Here is a 17803-nt window from a genome sequence, read left to right as displayed (position 1 = left end):
AGTGTGGAAAAGGGACAAGTGTGGAAAAAGGGGCGGATACGAAGATGAGCAACGAAGCGAGAGGAGCTTCCGCGGTGCGGGGCTTCATTCGGGCGGACGGTACGAGGCTCGTGGACGGGGACGGCGAGGAGATTCTCCTTCGGGGAGTCGGCCTGGGAAGCTGGCTGCTGCCCGAAGGGTACATGTGGAGAATGCCGGACGGGGGCGACCGGCCGCGCCGCATCGAGCGGATGATCCGGGAGCTGATCGGTCCGGAGAAGGCGGAGGCGTTCTGGGAGGTCTACTTCGAGCGCTATATCGGCCGGGGGGACATCGAGCGGATCGCGGAGGAGGGCTTCAACTCGGTTCGCGTTCCGATCAATTGGCGCTTCCTGACCGGGGGCGCGGAATCGCCGGACGCAGCGGCGGCGGAGCTCGTTCGCGCGGATCGGCTGCGGCTGATCGACCGGGCGATCGGGTGGTGCCGGGAGTTCGGCGTATATGTCATACTCGACCTGCACGGGGCGCCCGGCGGGCAGACGGGAACGAACATCGACGATTCGGAGCGCGACCGGCCGGACTTGTTCCTGGATGAGCGCTATCGGCGCCAGACGGTCGAGCTGTGGCGGCTGCTGGCCGAGCGCTACAAGGACGAACGGATCGTCGCCGGATACGACCTGCTCAACGAGCCGCTGCCCGATTGGTTCGCGGAATACAACGACCGTGTCATGCCGCTGTACCAGGACATCGTCCGCGCGATCCGGGCGGTGGACAACAATCATCTGATCATCCTCGAAGGCGTTCATTGGGCGACGGACTGGTCCATCTTCACGGAGACGATCGACGGCAACATGATGCTGCAATTCCACAAGTATTGGAACAATCCCGACACGGCGAGCATCCGAACGTACCTGGAGTTCAGGGAAGCGAAGCAGGTTCCGATCTTCATGGGGGAGGGCGGAGAGAACAACCCCGACTGGTACGCGGGCGCGTTCCGCCTGTTCGAGGAGCACCGGATCTCCTGGAACTTCTGGACGTGGAAAAAGCTCGACACGAGCAACTCCCCCTGCTCGATCCGGAAGCCGGCAGGGTGGGAGCGGTTGGCGGCGTATGCGGCGGGCTTGGCGGAGCTTAAGGAAGAGGCGCCGGGCGAGCGAGGAATAAAGCTTGAAGCTGCCGAGGCGGAGCGCATCCTGCAGATGTACTTGGACTCGCTGCCGCTCGAGCGCTGCGACTACCGGCCGGACGTCGCTCGGGCGCTGCTGCGCCGGGTTCCGGTGCGTATCCCGGCTATTTTCTACGGCTGTGGGGGCGAGGGGATTGGCTATGGCCGGGGGGCTGCTGCCGCTGCCGAAGCGGCGGAGGAGGCGGAAGTCGCGGCTCCGGGCGCCGAGGAAGGAGTCGAAGCAGGTGAAGGTGTCGTAGAAGGTGAAGGAGTCGGCTTCCGTGCGGAGGATGGCGTCGACATTCGCTTCGTTTCCGGCCGAAGCGGGACCGCGAACTTCCGCCACATGGGCGGGGAGCCATGGAGCGAAGAGGACTGGCTGTACGTGCGTCTGCACCCGGGCGAGTGGCTCTCGTATGGAGTCGAAGTCGGAGTCGGAGCGGGTGCGAGAGTCGGAGCCGAGGTCGGAGTCGCGGTTGGTGGTGCAGTTGCGGCGGAGCGGGTGCCGCATATGGAGGGCGGTTGCTCTCTTAAGCTGTGCGCGAGATTGGAACCGGAGGGGGCGAGGGATGATTTATCGTTGCTTGCGTACTCATCGGCATATGTTGCGGTAGCCCTGAACGATTCGGAGGCAGGAAGAGTGCAGGTCTCCGATCGGGAATGGAGCGAGCTGGCGCTGCCCGGCGCTCTCCCGCTGGTCCGCGGGGACAACCGCATCGTTATTCGCTCGGAAGGCGCGCCAATCGGGTTAAAGTGGCTGCTTGTTCAGGCGGATTGAGGGGGCGTGAGAGGAGTTTTTTCATAGAGAAGTTATTATCATATATATAGTTCGACTGCATAGGTTCTTCGAGTCGAGTCAGTTTATGCAGGAATTGTATGGAAAATGTAATCTTTTGTTCATTCTCCGTTCATATTCAATCGTTAACCTAACTTTGTATTTTGTACCCAGCCGAGGTGACAAATAGGAGGTTGGGTTATTTTTTTGCACATCAATTGATAATGATAATCATTAATATTGATGTTGTGGAGGAAGGTGTTGCTTGAGAGCTAAGTGCAAGAGATTGTGGGAGAAAAAGAAATAAAAACCTGGTTGTTGCGTGGACGTTATTTTTATTCACCATTTATCAAGTTCTGTGTTTATTACCAACAGGATTATTACTTGAGAATTAAGGAGAGAGCAATTAAATGAATTTTCAAAGGTTATTGTCTCTAGTAATCTGCTTAAGCATTATAATTGCGCTTCAACCAATTAACTCCGTAAAAGCTGATGGAAAAGTTGGCCCTAAAATTGTTTCGTCTGTTCCGGAGAACAATGCCACAGTTGCTATTGGTGATCATGTCATAAGTTTAAATTTTGATGAAAGCATCAAAGAAGGAAGATTTTATAAATTGATAACGTTAGTGGTAGATCGTTTAAACACTCAACAATCGGTGCCCATTAGCGTATCGATTCAAGGGAGTCGCTTAGAAGTAGCTCCGCTGCAATCTTTGGAGGAAGGCAGGTACACCTTGTTCCTTCCTATGGATGCTGTCCAATCCTTAAATGGTAACTGGCTAGAAAATGAATATGATTTGTCTTTTAACGTTTCCTCGTCCGAGGCTAATTTCCCCAATAAAATGACATCAGCTTCAAGCGCAGTTCAAAGCGTAAGTTCCTTTGATACTATGACTGCGAATGTGGCTAGTACGAGTAATGTTGTTGTGCGAGAAGTATTTGCTGGTGGTGCTCATAGTGGAATTATAAGTTCTACGGGATCGGTTTGGAGCTGGGGAAGTAATTCGTATGGGCAATTAGGAGATGGAACTTCTACTAGTACGTTTAATCCGGTTCTTACCTTAGGAACTAATCTTCCAACCGTAGCCGTATCTGGCGGTGCCAGCAGAAGTGTTGCACTGAAATCTGATAAATCGGTTTGGACTTGGGGATACAACCCTCTGGGAATTTTGGGAATTGGAAGCTCGAACGTTATCTCTGTAAATAATCCAACTCCGGTTCAAACCTCGTTTGGGCCGTTAACCGATGTTGCTGCTGTAGAATCAGGGGATTTCCATTCCGTCGCGCTTCTTACTGACGGTTCAGTCATGGCGTGGGGATTTAATACAGAAGGCCAATTAGGTGCGGGAAGTCTGGAATTCGCTAAACACATTGCTGTTTCAGTGGAGGATGAATTTGGTTTTGAGCTTGGGGGTGTAACAGCAATTTCAGCAGGAGGAGCACATACGGTAGCAATTCAATATGGCGGAAGGTTGTTAGGCTGGGGGAGTAACAATAAAGGGCAGCTTGGAGAGTACGTTTCCGGCCAATCACTCGTAGCAATTCCCATTGTAGACGAGTATGGATGGGATATTATGGATGCTAAAGGAGTTAGTGCGGGATACGATTTTACCATCATTTTAAAGGAAGACGGGACGGTTTGGGGGCTGGGGAGTAACGCATTTGGCCAATTAGGCAACGGTACTTTAATAGACAGCTCTATTCCAGTTCAAGTCAAAGGTCCAGGTGGAACTGGAGTGTTATCTAATATTATTGCGATAAGCAGCGGCGCGAAGCACGTACTGGCACTACGCTCGGATGGAACCGTCTGGACTTGGGGAAACAACTCTTATGGCCAATTAGGAGATGGAACCTTAGTATCCCGCTCGACTCCCGTACAAGTGCAAGGTGTAAATGGTTCCGGATTTCTCCAACAAGTCCAGTCTATTTCAGCAGGGGATTATCACAATGTTATTCTCACAAATGATAAAAAGGTTTTAACTTGGGGATCTAATAGTAGCGGGCAATTAGGAATAGAGAATTCTGTATTCAGTAATTTTCCAGTACAAACCGTATGGGGGCAGACTCCAAGCAATAATATAACCTATATTTACGATCAAGCGGGGCGTTTAGAAACAATACGTTACTCGCTTCAAGATCAGGTATTCGAAATCAGAATGAATTACGACGCAAATGGAAATTTGTTATCAAAATCAATTGTAGAAGTAGGTTCCTAACAACGAATCCTATGCAGATTAAACAACAGAGAATACAGAAACGAGGCGAGTTCATTGATATCCAGTTCACTTAAACGATTAGTATCGTTATTGCTAATCGGCGTCATCTTGTTAAGTACTATGGAGATGACGACGGCTAACCTGGCGCTTGCAGAAGATGATGCATCACCCTTCGAAGGAACAGAAGCTATTCAGGATACTGTCACGATTGAAGCGGCAATCATGAATCAATTTAATGTGACAGAGGTCTTCTTGCAGCAACAAATCGAGGCAGGTTACACATTAAATCAGATCAATAGTGCATTATGGAAAGCTCAGTTGGATAATATCAGCTACGAGGAGGCAGTTCGTGCGCTGTTCCCTGTTGCTTTGAATTTATCCCAATCGGCTACAGGCGCAGTATATAATCAGTTGCCTGCTATGTCGGGCAAACCAAATCCTATTAGGGTATTGACCGAGGAAGAATTCAGCGTGGCGAGCGTGATTTATGAGGCTTCCACGGAGGACTCATCAGTTGACTCCTCCGTAGAAGACGCAACCTACGGTCATTCTCAGGGACTGCAAAGTCTCGCTATGGAAGAACCCCCCATTTTAGAAAATCCGCCAGTCTATAACATGACTTCTATTAGCAAAGCCCCGTACTCGGTTGGAGATAATGGAGAATCCTATTCGACGTTATCTGGTGGAATGTCCATTACGCAATCCGATATGCAATTGCCCGGCAGAGGAGGGCTTTCTTTTGCATTAACTCGGCAATATACATCAGAAGCCTCCCAATTCTATGATATGACCTATGAAGCCACAACGTATCCTTATACGGTGTATTATTATGCAGTTGTGTTCTCTGGAATTTTAAGGCCGATTCTAACGCAATATAATCTAAAGTATAAAGAAAATAAGTGGGTGCAACAGGATAATGATAGTGATGGGGCTGTTGACTATGAAACAAGTATTCTTGAGTCCAGTACAGTAACGTATAATTCATATGACACCGAAGCCGCTGCTCTGGCGGCTAAGGCAAGTGGGGTGAAGTATCCCAGTACAATGCCTGCCGATTCTTTGTATATGACAGATTATCGAACCAGCAGCACGACGACTAGCTTCCCCGCTTCGATTTATCGTGCTCAAAATGGTTATAGCGGTAACTTGTACAAGACGGGTTCCCCTTTTGTCTCTTCAGGCTCTTATACGGCGGCGGCTTCGAGAACAGAAACAGATACATGCACAACTACTTTGGCGGGACAGTATAATTCGCAAGGCGTATGGTCCGCGACCGGAACAGCGACGTCTTGTCCGTTGTCGAAGACGTATGATTCCGGCGGGTTTACCGGTACATTAAATCGGGTGGATACCATAATCAAGAAGGAATGCCCATCTCCTTCTCCTCAATACGCTGGATATACTTGTACGAAAGAGTGGCAAGCCCAATACTCGGGAACCGTAACCAAGCCGGCCTCCGACACGCGAGTGTATCGTCAGAATTATGATGGTTATATTCAAAAACCAGCCGATAATTCCCAAGGAACAACGAAATATGGAGCATGGACGTCAAGCAACGGAATTCGCTGGCGCTATGCATACCAGATTAGCGGGAGTCCATGGATAGAAACCTCTTCTTATGAAGGAGCGGGGAGTCCGGCACTGCTAAGCTCCAACTACTATAGCAGCTATACCGATGCATTAGCCTACCAGAGCACAATCCAAGCGAATAGCTATATCGATACAGATGGAACATACAAATATTATGTTTCCAGTGAGCCGAATGCGACTATCGTATCCGTTCCGGTCGGCTCTTCATCTTATACGACGTACTCCAACAAAACAACAATCCCGCTTGAGGAGCAGCTATATCCTATTGGCAAAGGCTGGTCATGGCAACTTCCTTATCTGGTTATGAAGGATGGCAAAACCTTTGTCCATCTTGCTGACGGCGGCACGTATCAAGTGGAGGGAAGTCAGCTTAAGGGATACGCATGGCAAGGCTTGTCCTTTAACACGGATACTTCGGTCACGGTGAACGGAGAGGCTTCTCAATACGTACTAACCAGTGCGGATGGAAATATGAAGCAGCATTTTACTGCGGATGGTCGATTGCTGCAGGTTTCGGATGCGCATTCCAATACCCTTCGATTCTCGTATTCCGACAATGCGAATTATGGGCGCAAACTACTGAGTCATGTGACAGATATCATCGGCAACTCGATTGACATCACGTATTCGGCCTCCGAAGTGGTCCTTACCAACGGCGAGCAGACGGTTACCTATAAGAAGCATACGGAGCAAGGCAAAGAGTTGTTGGATTCCGTGACGGATGTTGCGGGAAGAAAGACGGTATACTCCTACACCTTAGCCTCTGCCCAATTCAACCTGATGGCGGATTACGCTGACCGTGCCATGTCTAATCCATATGCCTTACTGACAGGAATTCAACATCCCACGGGGGCGGTCTCTCAATACAATTATGAATCTACTCCTGTGAAACGGTATACCGGAACTTCCTCTTACAATCAGGTGTATCGGCTTCAATCCCGTTACGATCAATTGCTGTATGAAGGAGGACAAACGGAAACGTATAATCGCAAGACCTTCAGCTATGGCAATTCGGACATGGGGAGTTCTTATAATGAGGATATAAGCTTCTCTGTTACGGTTGACAGTGGCTTGAACCAGGCGACTTATACGTATGGGAAGGACTACATTGACGATGTCACGCCTGTACAGTTTTACTTGAACAGACAAGTAGAAGCTGCAAATGGCTTGTCGAAGATAACGGATTATACGTATGGAAAAAAAGTAGGCGCGAATACGTACTCGGCACCTGCGCCGACCACGATCACAGCGTCAAACAACCTGAATTCGGATGTACTGACGACAGCGTACTCCTATGATGACTACGGCAATGTGACTTCCGAAACGGCGCCGAACGGAGCGAATACGTTATACACCTATGACAATAAGCACTTGATCCAGTCCATTAGCGAACCGATTGATCAGAACAGAAGGAACTATACAGCGTTCACAAGAAACTCGTTCGGAGACGTGACGCAGATTGTCGTGAGGGCGAACGATCAGAACGGGGCGGCAATCAATCAAGTGAGCTATCCGGAAATCGATAGCTATGGGAACGTCAAGAGCCAAATCGTTCAGAACAATGGCAAGAACATCGCGACAACGTTCGAGTATAGTGATTTGTATCTGTCCGCCTTCATGACCAGACAATCGGTTGTCGTGACTGATGCGGATGGGCACGCAAGCACGATTGCGAACAAAGCGACATACGATTCTTTAAGCGGGCAGGTAAAGACATGGACGGATGGGAATAATCACTCAACCGAATACGAATACGATGCCCTTGGAAGAGTGATTCAAGTTACCCAACCTGGAAACAAGATAGTCACGGCCGCCTATGATGATACCAACAACACGGTAGTCGTAACGGATGAAGTCGGGATTCAAACAAAAACCACATGGAATGCCCTTGGCCTAAAGGTAGAAGAAGGGATTTATGACAGTCAAGGCTATAAAGCAAAGCTCCGATATGGCTACGACGATTATGGCCGTCTTATTTGGTCGGAGAATGCCAAAGGATATCGGACCTATTATGGGTATGACAATTGGGGCCGATTAACGACAACCGTCTATGCAGATCAATCATTGGAGACCGTCATCTACGACGACGCATCACGCTCTGTGACGAATGTAGATGGAGCCGGGAATAAGATGTTCTATGGATATAATACGCTTGGTCAATTAGTTACGGTGGACGAATTGAATGTGGGAGATGCTGCATCTGTCCGCGTGGAGAGCAGTGTTTACGATGCAATCAGCGGTCAGGTAGTGAGGCGAACGGATGCCAAATCGCAGAACACGTATTACAGCTATGACATGTGGAACAACTTGTCATCCGTTACGAATGCCAAAAACGAGACAACTTCGTATCAGTACGATTGGCTTGGCAATATGACAGGGATTACAAACCCGGATAGCAGTCAGAAAACGAAACTTTATGATGAGATTGGTCGACTTATTAAGTCAACGGATCAAGCGGGGGCAGCGGAGAAGCGCTTCTATGACGCGAACGGGAACTTGACAAGAGTAGTCGATCGCAATGGAAATGAGGTGAACTATCAATATGATAGCCGTGACCGACTGACAGGACAAATCAGCACTGATAAGACGGTGGGCTATGGGTATGACGATGCCGGCAAGCGCTTGTGGATGACGGATTCCATCGGAGAGACTCAGTACACGTACGATGCCTACACGGGTCAATTAACCGAGAAGGAGTACCCGGATGGTTTGCAATTAACCGTTGATCAATACGATTTGAATGGCAATCGGATTCAGATGACGGATCCTTTTGGCGGAGTCCTATCGTATACGTATGATGCAAGGGATCGTTTGCATTCGGTAGGTACGGATTCAAGCAATGCGGATGCTGTGTATTCCTATACCGGAAACGGCTTGTTAAGCCAGAAGGCATCCGGCAATGGTATCGTATCCTCTTATTCTTACAAAGGACAGTTGTTAAAGGAATTAACGCAATTCACCCCTGTTGAAACCGTAAATGAGCTTAAATATGGATACGATGACAACAAGAATATAAGCGAACGAATCCAAAATGGGCAACTGGATAGCTATGCGTATGATGAGCTAAATCGAATAGCAGCAGCATCAGTTGGAGAGAGTTATACTTACGATATGAGAGGCAACCGTTTGACATTAGAGACGATGGTTTTGCCGGATATTCGGGAGATGACAAACGAATTTAATATTGAGAACGAGTTAATCGAAGTAACGACGTCGGGTTCAACCGTAAATTATCGGTACGACGGGGACGGATTATTAGTTGAACGGATAGAGAATGGCGAGACGACAAGATATTACTATGATGGCGATCAAATCATTGCTGAAGCCAAGGTAGTCAATGGCGTTCCCGAATTGAAGGCACGTTATATAAGAGGGAATCAACTGGAGGCCATTCAGTATAGCAGTGGAGAGAAAGCCTATGTGTTGCACAATGGACATGGGGATATTGTTGAATTAAGAGGTTCGAGCGGAGCTCTCTTAAACAGCTATGAGTATGATATGTGGGGAACCCCGGCAGCAGAGCAGGAAAGTGTGTATAACCCATTCCGATATTCAGGTGAACTATGGGATAGCACGACTCGACTGCAATACCTTCGCGCCAGATGGTACGACCCAAGTATTGGACGGTTTATGAATGAGGATACGTATGAGGGGCAGATTGATAATCCTCTGACGTTGAATTTGTATACTTATACGGCCAACAATCCATTACGTTATACTGACCCGTCAGGTCATTGCTTCACTGAATGGCTAGGAAAAAAATATTGCGAAGCAGCTTTAGACTCCGTAAAAGACTCGATAATAAACTCGTGGGATAATGTATCAGGATATACTCAAAGCCAATGGAATGAATTGGTTAAAATACACTCTTCATGGGGGAGTGCTGTAGACTATTGGACATTCGGAAAGGTTTCAGAAATTAAGGATTATATTGAAGTAAGTAAAGAAAAGCCGATGTCAGTAGAACAATGGGCTATGGCAGGGTTTTTATTTTCTGAACTCTCTCCACAGGGTAAAGGAGGGGGAATTGCCGCTAAAGGTTTAATGGATTCAGGTGTAATTAGATTCACACAGGATAGTATCAGTAAGGTCTTTAAAAATGGAGTTAATCTAGACGACACTATTAAAGCATTAAAATCTGGTGTTTTAGATCCTAATGATTTACCTGAAATTCGCATATTCAATATGAATGGGAATTGGTTTACACTTGATAACAGGAGACTTTATGCAGCTCAACAGGCGGGGACTCAAATAAAATATGTATTAGCTACATTAGAAGAAATCACAAAGGATGCCTGGAAGTTTACAACCAAAAACGAAGGTGTTTCAATTAAGGTGAGAGGATGAGGTTATTGCAGGTTAAGGTAATCGACACTGGTTTTTATATTCATAACACGCCACTTGAGCAGGTTCAATTAGAAGGTGCAAAAATTGTTGTAAATGTAGACGATACAGATGAGCAAAGATGGCGGTTAGTATTCTCGCCATATCAGGCTCTAAGAGTAACAACGATTGACTGTATAGATATTGCTCCATTTTTAATAAACGATAAAAAAAGCAATCAAGTTCTTGAGGTTATTGATTCGGACTGGATTAACCTATTAAGGATTACATTAAAAAATACAGATTCGAGCGCTTCATTTCTAGATAAATCTAAGCATTATATTATTCCATTGCAAGACAATGTAATAGAAATCATTTCTTGGGATCTGTATATAGCTGGGAAGATATGAATTAATCTTCAATTACCACATGCGAGTGCATCAACTCCATGTGGTTTTCTTTTCGCCGAAAACAAAGTAAAGACCGCCCTTAACGAGGCGGTCTTTATTCATCTTCAACATCATTAAAATCAATAATCTTACGAATATCCGAGATATTTAAAGCCTCGGCAATACGCTCAATATGCCCGAAATTAACGTTTTGACGTTTATGATTGGCGAGTTCGCTGAGCGCCGCATGTCGTATGTCTGTTAATCGAGAAAGCTCACGTAAACTGATGTCATGCTTTCTGAGTAACTCAGGAATTTTCAACACGACCTTCTTCGTCAAGGGACATCCCTGCTTTATTTTCAGTTATTACGCAAAAGCGTATCATGTTAACTCTTGTCAACTGGTACGTTAATGCGTAACATAATGAAGAGGGATTTCCATGTATTGGACCGTTTTTCTTTGATAAGATCGATCAGTCCTTCCATATTGTTGAGAGGAGGTACGACTTGACCACACGGAAGCTCGCTATGACTTTACTTGCACTCGCCATTGTTCTTGAAGTCGGCTACTACATGCTCCTTCTCCAACCGCCTAAAGAGCCTGAACTGACATTGGGAATTCTCAACGACGACGCTAAAATGAAACAATTGTTCGAGGATGAACTAGATGACTTCCAACATGGAGATGAGCGACGAACAAGGTTCAAATACATCATGGGAACGACAGTCGTCGCTGGGTTCATTATTGCCGTATCGATTCCAAACCGAAAAATCTGAATTTATTGATTGGAGTGTACGATATGCCTGGATTATTACCCTGCAAAGTATGTCAACATCAAGTTGCTGAGACGGCAACAAGTTGTCCAAATTGTGGGGCCAATCTGCAGGAGGAACAGTCCATTGGCACTGTATTTGTAGGGATCGTTGTATTATTAGCTTTTGGGCTGGTCATCACCTTAGTCTTACTTAAAGTCGTTGGTGCGCTGTATTAACGGCTACAATTGATGCAAGTTATCAAATTTCTTTCAAGGTGGAATCCAATATGCCTAAATGTCCAAGCTGTAATCAAAATCCGAATGACGTCTCGCCGCTCACGATTAATCAATGCACGTCCTGCGGCAAGCGATGGTGTTTTCATTGTGACGGATATGGCACCAATGCATGTCCGAGTTGTGGGAAGGGCGCTTCTACACCTGTAGTCATTCATGATTAATGAAGCATGGCTGTAAAAAGCGATTAAAAAACAGACGATTTCCATCTGGATGAGATGAAATGGTGCTCGAATCACGAGCTTCATGCTGGGATGATTTATACAATAGGAGCCAAACAAGCTGGCCGTCTCTTCTTTGAAGTGGCGGTCATTTCTTTTGTCAAAATTCGAGGATGCATTATATATCATATTGATTGTGAAAGGAGAAAAAATAAAAAATGCTCTTTGAAAACTGAAAATAAAATGAAAGCCGAGGAGAAAAAATGGCTAACTGGTACGAAGGGATACTTGGCGGCTGATGATGGCAAAGCGTCAACATATTAGAGTACCTTATGTTTTACTTACCTTAACGATTCCCAGCGAGGCGAAGAGAGTTTATCTTGCACTTTTGCATTCTCGGGATGGTACCAATAAACAGATCAGGGTCAAAATCCAAAAGATTGCCGAACGAGCGGGGTTGAAGGAGCGCCAGGTGAAGAAGCATATTCGAACCTTATGCGATTCAAATATGTTATCACGTAAACAGATCATCCATGGGAAAGACGCGTGGGGTAGCAACGAGTACACAATCAAGTGCGATGAAACCTATTATGCCGCCATCCCTTATGAAATCGCTTTTGACCTTAAATTATCCGCGTTGGAACTAATGACGTACTGCGCGTTGAAGCGACATACCGACTTGAATAAACAGGATTTTACGTGCTGGATGGACAAGAATAAATTGGCGGAGGAAGTAGGTTGTTCAACTAACCACATTGATAAATTAAAGCGAGGATTAAGACGGGCTGGTTATATCGATTATGTTCGCGATGATTCTCAAATCACGCTCATTCATGAGCGTCAACTTGAAAATTAATGCAGCCGTGAGCTGCTTTAATCGAAACTAATGAATAAATGGCATTATCCAGGATAGAAGAAAAGAAAGCGAAGTAGATGCAGCGAGGCAACTCGCTGCTACTATTTCGAACCTTGGTGAGAAATAGTACTATATTTAGATAATATATTTAGTAATGTGGGCACTCTGGGATTCAACCATGTGCATTTTGGGATTATATTTACTTCGTGCTTAGGTGAAATTTCGAGTTTACTTCGTGATACATGAATATTATTTAAGTCATGTTTAATGTTCGAAGCGATTTTGAGTAGAATAATTCATTCTCAAATCACAACAAAAGATCAATAACATCAAAAGGCTGGCGGCTAAACGATGAAAGATGAAACACTTCGCAATATAATTGATTATCGAATGATTGTAAGAAATGACATCCCCTCTTCTGAAGATGAAATTCAACAGATTCGTATGCATTTAGGCGAAGAGAACAAACTTGTCCGAGAGGCGGTAGTGATGATGAGAAGCATTCAAGGAACCTTGAAAGATACGTTATGCATGGTCGAGGGGACGTTATATTATCGCGATTACGACCAAGGGGCAGGTAACCCTTGGTATTATGACGATTCAGAGTTTTCAGCTTTAAACGCATTCTTTACTCGGTTTACCCTATTTCGGAACTGGAATCAGAATCAATTGCATCGAGCGATTGAACTGGGTATTCAACGAAGGTTGATTCCGTCTTTATCCCAAGATGTATTTGATTCGGTAGTGACCGCAGATATCCTGTGCAAACCCGGATACTATGTTCCTTTACCTTTAATCGAACTGAACCTCCGAGGTGAGCATGTAACACTTTTAGATTCGAGTTGCCATACGACGATGACTACTTCCCGATGTTGATGTTGGATACGATTGTTAACCTTAACACGGCTGTGTAAATGATCTGTTAACAAGCGATGCGAATGAACACTCGAAGTGGAAAAAGTGTCAATTTCGATAGTCAGCAATAGTTTACACATCGCTTGAGATACACGCTGAAGCCCTGGAAGGTTTAAATGAACCGTGTACGAGAGCAACACGACTTGATACGATCGCCATCGTAAAGGACAAATCAGATGGAGGTCGTATCGTTGAGCGAGAAGACGGTTAAACAAATTCAGGTACAAGAAGAGAAGATTCCAGTGAATGCTGAGACGGTGAAGGCGGAACCTCGGCAAGAGGAAGCATTGGTGAAGCCGGGGCGCTTTGGCGTGACAAACAGACAACTGATTCCGGCGATTAAGGAAGCGATTGCGGCGGGAGATAAGGAGCGACTTTTTTCGCTGAGAGAAGGCTACCTGTACACCTTCCATAACTCGCTTCGTTATTTGAAGAAGGCAGAACGACAATTTATTACCGATCATTTGACCAAGTAACCGGGAAGTAAAACAGAAATCAGACATAAGAAAGCGTAAGGCTTTGCTGGCGTATCTTTGCGGCTCGTCCGCTCGAACTGAGGATGCAACCTTACGCTTTTCGTCTGTTTCATGAACGAGATGGTTATCGGGTGGAATAAAGAGAAGGGCGATCACATGAACCCACAACAGTATATTTATGTCGGCGTTGACCTGCATAAGCAGCATCATACGGCCGTGATCATCGACTGTTGGAATCAGAAGTTAGGCGAGATTAAGTTTGACAACAAGCCAACTGCGTTTCCAACGCTTATAAAAGAAGTAAAGAAGCATTTATCAAAGGAAATGAAGGCGGTCTATGGTCTGGAGGATATCGGCGGCTATGGGCGAGCTTTAGCGGTCTATCTATCCGAGAGCGGCTGTTGGGTCAAGGAAGTTAATGCGAAGCTGGCGAATGCAAGGAGAAAGAGCCATGTCACGGTCCATAAGTCGGATTCTTGGGATGCAGAGAATGTAGCGCGGGTTCTCCGGGACGAGTTGCCGTTCTTGCCCGATGCGAAGCCCATTGATTTGTATTGGGCGATTAGTCAACTGGTTAATCAACGGCGATGGGTAGCCAGGAATTTGTCGGGCACGTTGAAGAAGCTTCATCAACAACTGGGCTATCATTATCCGAGCTACAAGAAGTTTTTCTCTCAAGTGGATGGCAAGACGGCGTTGGCGTTCTGGTGGCGCTTCCCGTCACCTCATCATTTGGAAGAGATTACGGAAGAGCAGTTAGCCAAATTCCTTCGAGTGCTGAGCCACAATGGGTTATCGACCAAGAAGGCGGTTCAAATCAAGGAACTCGTTGAGTCGGACGGCGATACCAAGCGGGATTTTCAGGACAAAAGGGATTTCATCGTCCGAAGCTTGGTTCGAGACATCCGAAGCTCTGAGAGCAATCTGTCACGTGTAGAGAGCGAGATTAAAGAGATGATGGTTCAATTAGGATTCCGGTTGGAGACGATGACAGGGATTGATCTGGTCACCGCAGCGGACCTTGTGGCAGAGATAGGAGATATTCATCGTTTTGCGACCCCAGACAAACTGGCGCGCTTCGCCGGTGTCGCGCCGATTATGGTAGGGTCAGGTGGTAAGTCGCGCAATTACAAGAGTAAACAAGGCAATCGCGAACTGCATGACATTATCAAGGCGTTGGCCATCCGGCAGATTGCCGTTACCCGAACGAAGAAGGAACCTCGCAATCCGTATTTCCATCAATACTATGAACAGAAACTGAAGGCAGGGAAGACAAAACAACAGGCCATTGTCTGCATCATGCGAAAGCTAGTGAACATTATTCACTATCTGATGCGGACAAAGGCGGCCTATATCATTCCAGATGTGTCCAGCCATAATGTCGGGTGATACAATGAAGGGGCGGGATTGTTAAAACAGTCACCGTCCTTACATTAAATCAAATTACGCTTTATTAACTAGGATACGTATGAGGGGCAGATTGATAATCCGTTAAGTTTGAATCTTTATACGTATGTGCAAAATAATCCGCTAATCTATTATGATCCAACAGGGAATAGTTTAAAAAGTATACTTAGTATGTATTCCTGGGGTAACATAAAAAATGCTGCGTCTATTGCGGGTAACCGAATGTGGTACGATGTTACACATATAGGTCAACGCTCTAAAGAAGTTGCCGATTTACTTGTCTTAAATGATGTCCGTACTCTTACCTCGGATAATTCGTCCGGGTACGAAAAAGCAATTTCAGCAGCGAGTCTCACACCATGGGGAAAACTGTTTGCGGCGGGAAAGATAGCCCATTTATTTATTATAGTCGGTAAAAATAGCGATGAAATAATTACAGGTTTTAAATCATTTGATGATTTAAAGAAAGTACTTGGGTCGGCTGGTGAAAATAAAGCGTGGCATCATATTGTCGAGCAAAGCCAAGTTCAAAGATCAGGATTTAAAGCAGAAGACATACAAAATATTAATAATGTAATTTCGATCCCGTCAGGTTATAGTGGTAGTGTTCATTCCCAAATCAGTGGTTACTATAGTTCAATTCAACCGTTTACTAATGGGCTAACAGTAAGAAACTGGCTTGCAGGACAAAGCTTCGAAAAGCAATTTGATTTTGGGCTGAATGTCTTAAAGAGATTTGGAACAGTAACTCAAACTGAAAAAGGGTGGATATTTACTCCGAATAGTTGAGAAAGGAGTTCGAGAGATGGATAAGAGTTCGACAGTTGACCAATTTGTACTTTCTTCGATTAAGCATGGTGAAGCAACAAATAAGGGAGATCATAAGGAGGCGAATAAGAGCTATAAGAAGATTCATAAATCTGCGGTTAATTTATTAAAAGAAATCGAGACTTTTACATTGTTATTAAGACATGAAAATCCTTATGTTCGACTATGGTCTGGGAGTTACCTTGTTAGGGTAGATAATGCAAAAGATGAAGCGGTCACAGTTTTAAACAATCTAACCAGTGAACCGGGACTACTCGGATTTAATGCAAAAATGGTGCTGCAAGAATCAGTAAATAAATGAAGACTTATTTGCTTCAACCACATGCGAGTCTAACAACTCCATGTGGTTTTCGTGCGCCTAGCAAAGCTAGGTACAACTCGTCGGTGAAAGTCCGGCCAAGGTAAGAGCCAAGTCGCCTTGTAGCTGACAGGCAACTGGTGGAGAAATCCTAAGGTTGAAGCCCTGTGACAAAGCATTCCATACGGATTGCGAGCAAAAGTTCAGACCGTAACATCAAGTGAATTCTGCCGCATCGTCACATGGGCCCGAAAGGGACAAGAGAGAGTCGAGCCTTGAGAAACCAGGCGAAGACCATGGAACGTGCAAAGAGCTTGGAATGCAGCACGGAAGAACTCTCCGGTGTAAGGGGAACGGTATGTTCTGAAAGTTGTATCTGGAACTAGGGAGACCCTCCCTCGCACAGCGGAAGAGCTGTAAAAAGCGAACCTATAAACCTCGAAAGGGTGAAATGGTAAGTTGCGAGAAGGGAGTCGGAGAGGGAGATAGTACCTTGGATGCAAGGACAACACAACCTTGCGGAGGGAAGCGCCCTTACTTTGTTCATGGGAGAGCGGAGGTAAGAGTGAGTGAATGCAGTGAAATCTGCTAACGACGCCAAAGAAAAAGCTCGACAACTCCAATCGACCCTATATCTTGTTGCCAAGGCAAATCCGAAACGAAGATTTCATGCGTTGTATGACAAGGTGTTTCGCGAGGATGTCTTATTGGAAGCATGGGAACGGGTTAAAGCTAATCGTGGAAGTGGCGGAATAGACGGAGTAACCATCGGTTTTATAAAGCAAGAATACGGGGAACAGCGGTTTTTAGAAGAGATCGGCAAACAGCTTCGGGAGGGGATGTATTACCCGCAAGCGGTTCGCCGTCATGAGATTCCGAAGGCGGATGGAAAGCTGCGTCCATTAGGTATTCCTACGGTAAGAGATAGAGTCGTGCAGATGGCAACGAAAATGGTGATTGAGCCCATTTTTGAGGCTGATTTTAAAGCGTGTTCCTATGGATTTCGACCGAAAAGGGATGCCAAAGGAGCCATACGGTGCATTCAGCAAACCATTCGAAAAGGGGTTTCATGGGTAGTCGATGTAGACATTCGAGGGTACTTTGACAACATCCCACACGACAAACTTATGACACTTATTCGGCAACGAATCAGTGATCGGCGTATTCTTAAGCTTATCGGACAATGGCTAAAGTCAGGCTTCGTTAAAGACGGTCAGCTGCACAAAACCGAAATCGGATCGCCACAAGGTGGATTATGCAAAGCTTTGCATAATCCGCCTTATGAGAAGTAACTCGTTATGCAAAGTAAAACCCACGAAGCCTTGACAGGAAAGGAATTTGTTTCAGATTACTTTGCATAATATTCCGAAATGTTT

14 protein-coding genes are annotated in these 17803 nt (G+C 45.9%); 13 read left to right on the top strand and 1 reads right to left on the bottom strand.

Annotation, left to right across the window (positions count from 1 at the left end):
• Positions 1-44: 44 nt before the first annotated feature.
• The 4 genes from E6C55_RS06630 to E6C55_RS06615 all read left to right on the top strand — a co-directional run bounded on the left by E6C55_RS06630 (position 45) and on the right by E6C55_RS06615 (position 10458).
• Positions 45-1922, top strand: coding sequence for a glycoside hydrolase family 5 protein (locus tag E6C55_RS06630; RefSeq protein WP_136368993.1), 1878 nt, complete (start codon positions 45-47; stop codon positions 1920-1922).
• Between the two features lie 407 nt (positions 1923-2329).
• Positions 2330-4135 carry an RCC1 domain-containing protein gene (locus E6C55_RS06625; RefSeq protein ID WP_136368992.1) on the top strand — a complete coding sequence of 602 codons (1806 nt, stop codon included), beginning with the start codon at positions 2330-2332 and terminating at the stop codon, positions 4133-4135.
• Positions 4136-4261: 126 nt separating this feature from the next.
• Positions 4262-10072 carry an RHS repeat protein gene (locus tag E6C55_RS06620; RefSeq protein WP_168735497.1) on the top strand — a complete coding sequence of 1937 codons (5811 nt, stop codon included), beginning with the start codon at positions 4262-4264 and terminating at the stop codon, positions 10070-10072.
• Between the two features lie 5 nt (positions 10073-10077).
• A complete protein-coding gene (locus E6C55_RS06615; protein ID WP_136368990.1) occupies positions 10078-10458 on the top strand; it encodes a hypothetical protein in 381 nt (126 codons plus the stop codon).
• Positions 10459-10552: 94 nt separating this feature from the next.
• Here the strand turns inward: E6C55_RS06615 and E6C55_RS06610 are convergent, their stop codons facing one another.
• Positions 10553-10777, bottom strand: coding sequence for a helix-turn-helix domain-containing protein (locus E6C55_RS06610; RefSeq protein ID WP_136368989.1), 225 nt, complete (start codon positions 10775-10777; stop codon positions 10553-10555).
• Positions 10778-10944: 167 nt separating this feature from the next.
• On the opposite strand from E6C55_RS06610, the gene E6C55_RS06605 reads away from it, so the two are divergent.
• The 9 genes from E6C55_RS06605 (at position 10945) to E6C55_RS06565 (ending at position 17719) form a co-directional block, all read left to right on the top strand.
• On the top strand, positions 10945-11214 hold the full coding sequence (locus E6C55_RS06605; RefSeq protein ID WP_136368988.1) for a hypothetical protein: 270 nt from the start codon (positions 10945-10947) through the stop codon (positions 11212-11214).
• A gap of 526 nt (positions 11215-11740) precedes the next feature.
• Entirely contained in the window at positions 11741-11971 is a 231-nt protein-coding gene (locus E6C55_RS06600; RefSeq protein ID WP_136368987.1) for a hypothetical protein, read from the top strand.
• The gene (locus E6C55_RS06595; protein WP_168735496.1) at positions 11949-12503 is read left to right on the top strand and encodes a helix-turn-helix domain-containing protein; all 555 of its coding nucleotides are present in this window, start codon (positions 11949-11951) and stop codon (positions 12501-12503) included. The genes E6C55_RS06600 and E6C55_RS06595 overlap by 23 nt, the downstream gene beginning before the upstream one ends.
• A gap of 351 nt (positions 12504-12854) precedes the next feature.
• A complete protein-coding gene (locus E6C55_RS06590) occupies positions 12855-13379 on the top strand; it encodes a hypothetical protein (RefSeq protein ID WP_136368985.1) in 525 nt (174 codons plus the stop codon).
• A 230-nt stretch (positions 13380-13609) separates the two neighbouring features.
• Positions 13610-13894: a hypothetical protein gene (locus tag E6C55_RS06585; RefSeq protein WP_136368984.1), complete on the top strand. Its 285-nt coding sequence runs from the start codon at positions 13610-13612 to the stop codon at positions 13892-13894.
• A gap of 156 nt (positions 13895-14050) precedes the next feature.
• On the top strand, positions 14051-15283 hold the full coding sequence (locus E6C55_RS06580) for an IS110 family RNA-guided transposase (RefSeq protein ID WP_136368983.1): 1233 nt from the start codon (positions 14051-14053) through the stop codon (positions 15281-15283).
• 240 nt (positions 15284-15523) lie between these two features.
• Positions 15524-16090: a hypothetical protein gene (locus E6C55_RS06575; RefSeq protein WP_136368982.1), complete on the top strand. Its 567-nt coding sequence runs from the start codon at positions 15524-15526 to the stop codon at positions 16088-16090.
• A gap of 16 nt (positions 16091-16106) precedes the next feature.
• A complete protein-coding gene (locus tag E6C55_RS06570) occupies positions 16107-16430 on the top strand; it encodes a hypothetical protein (protein WP_136368981.1) in 324 nt (107 codons plus the stop codon).
• A gap of 566 nt (positions 16431-16996) precedes the next feature.
• Complete coding sequence (locus tag E6C55_RS06565) at positions 16997-17719, top strand: reverse transcriptase domain-containing protein (RefSeq protein ID WP_136368980.1); 723 nt, start codon at positions 16997-16999, stop codon at positions 17717-17719.
• Positions 17720-17803: the final 84 nt, after the last annotated feature.

The organism is Cohnella fermenti (assembly GCF_004801405.1).
Classification (GTDB): domain Bacteria; phylum Bacillota; class Bacilli; order Paenibacillales; family Paenibacillaceae; genus Cohnella; species Cohnella fermenti.
Note: the sequence above shows the minus strand (reverse complement) of the source record. Positions and strands in the feature narration are given on the sequence as shown.

Excerpts from the sequence above, each read along its gene's own strand:
- E6C55_RS06630 (WP_136368993.1), top strand. The coding sequence starts at position 45 with ATGAGCAACGAAGCGAGAGGAGCTTCCGCGGTGCGGGGCTTCATTCGG.
- E6C55_RS06625 (WP_136368992.1), top strand. The coding sequence starts at position 2,330 with ATGAATTTTCAAAGGTTATTGTCTCTAGTAATCTGCTTAAGCATTATA.
- E6C55_RS06620 (WP_168735497.1), top strand. The coding sequence starts at position 4,262 with ATGACGACGGCTAACCTGGCGCTTGCAGAAGATGATGCATCACCCTTC.
- E6C55_RS06600 (WP_136368987.1), top strand. The coding sequence starts at position 11,741 with ATGATTTATACAATAGGAGCCAAACAAGCTGGCCGTCTCTTCTTTGAA.
- E6C55_RS06595 (WP_168735496.1), top strand. The coding sequence starts at position 11,949 with ATGGCAAAGCGTCAACATATTAGAGTACCTTATGTTTTACTTACCTTA.
- E6C55_RS06590 (WP_136368985.1), top strand. The coding sequence starts at position 12,855 with ATGAAAGATGAAACACTTCGCAATATAATTGATTATCGAATGATTGTA.
- E6C55_RS06580 (WP_136368983.1), top strand. The coding sequence starts at position 14,051 with ATGAACCCACAACAGTATATTTATGTCGGCGTTGACCTGCATAAGCAG.
- E6C55_RS06575 (WP_136368982.1), top strand. The coding sequence starts at position 15,524 with ATGTGGTACGATGTTACACATATAGGTCAACGCTCTAAAGAAGTTGCC.
- E6C55_RS06570 (WP_136368981.1), top strand. The coding sequence starts at position 16,107 with ATGGATAAGAGTTCGACAGTTGACCAATTTGTACTTTCTTCGATTAAG.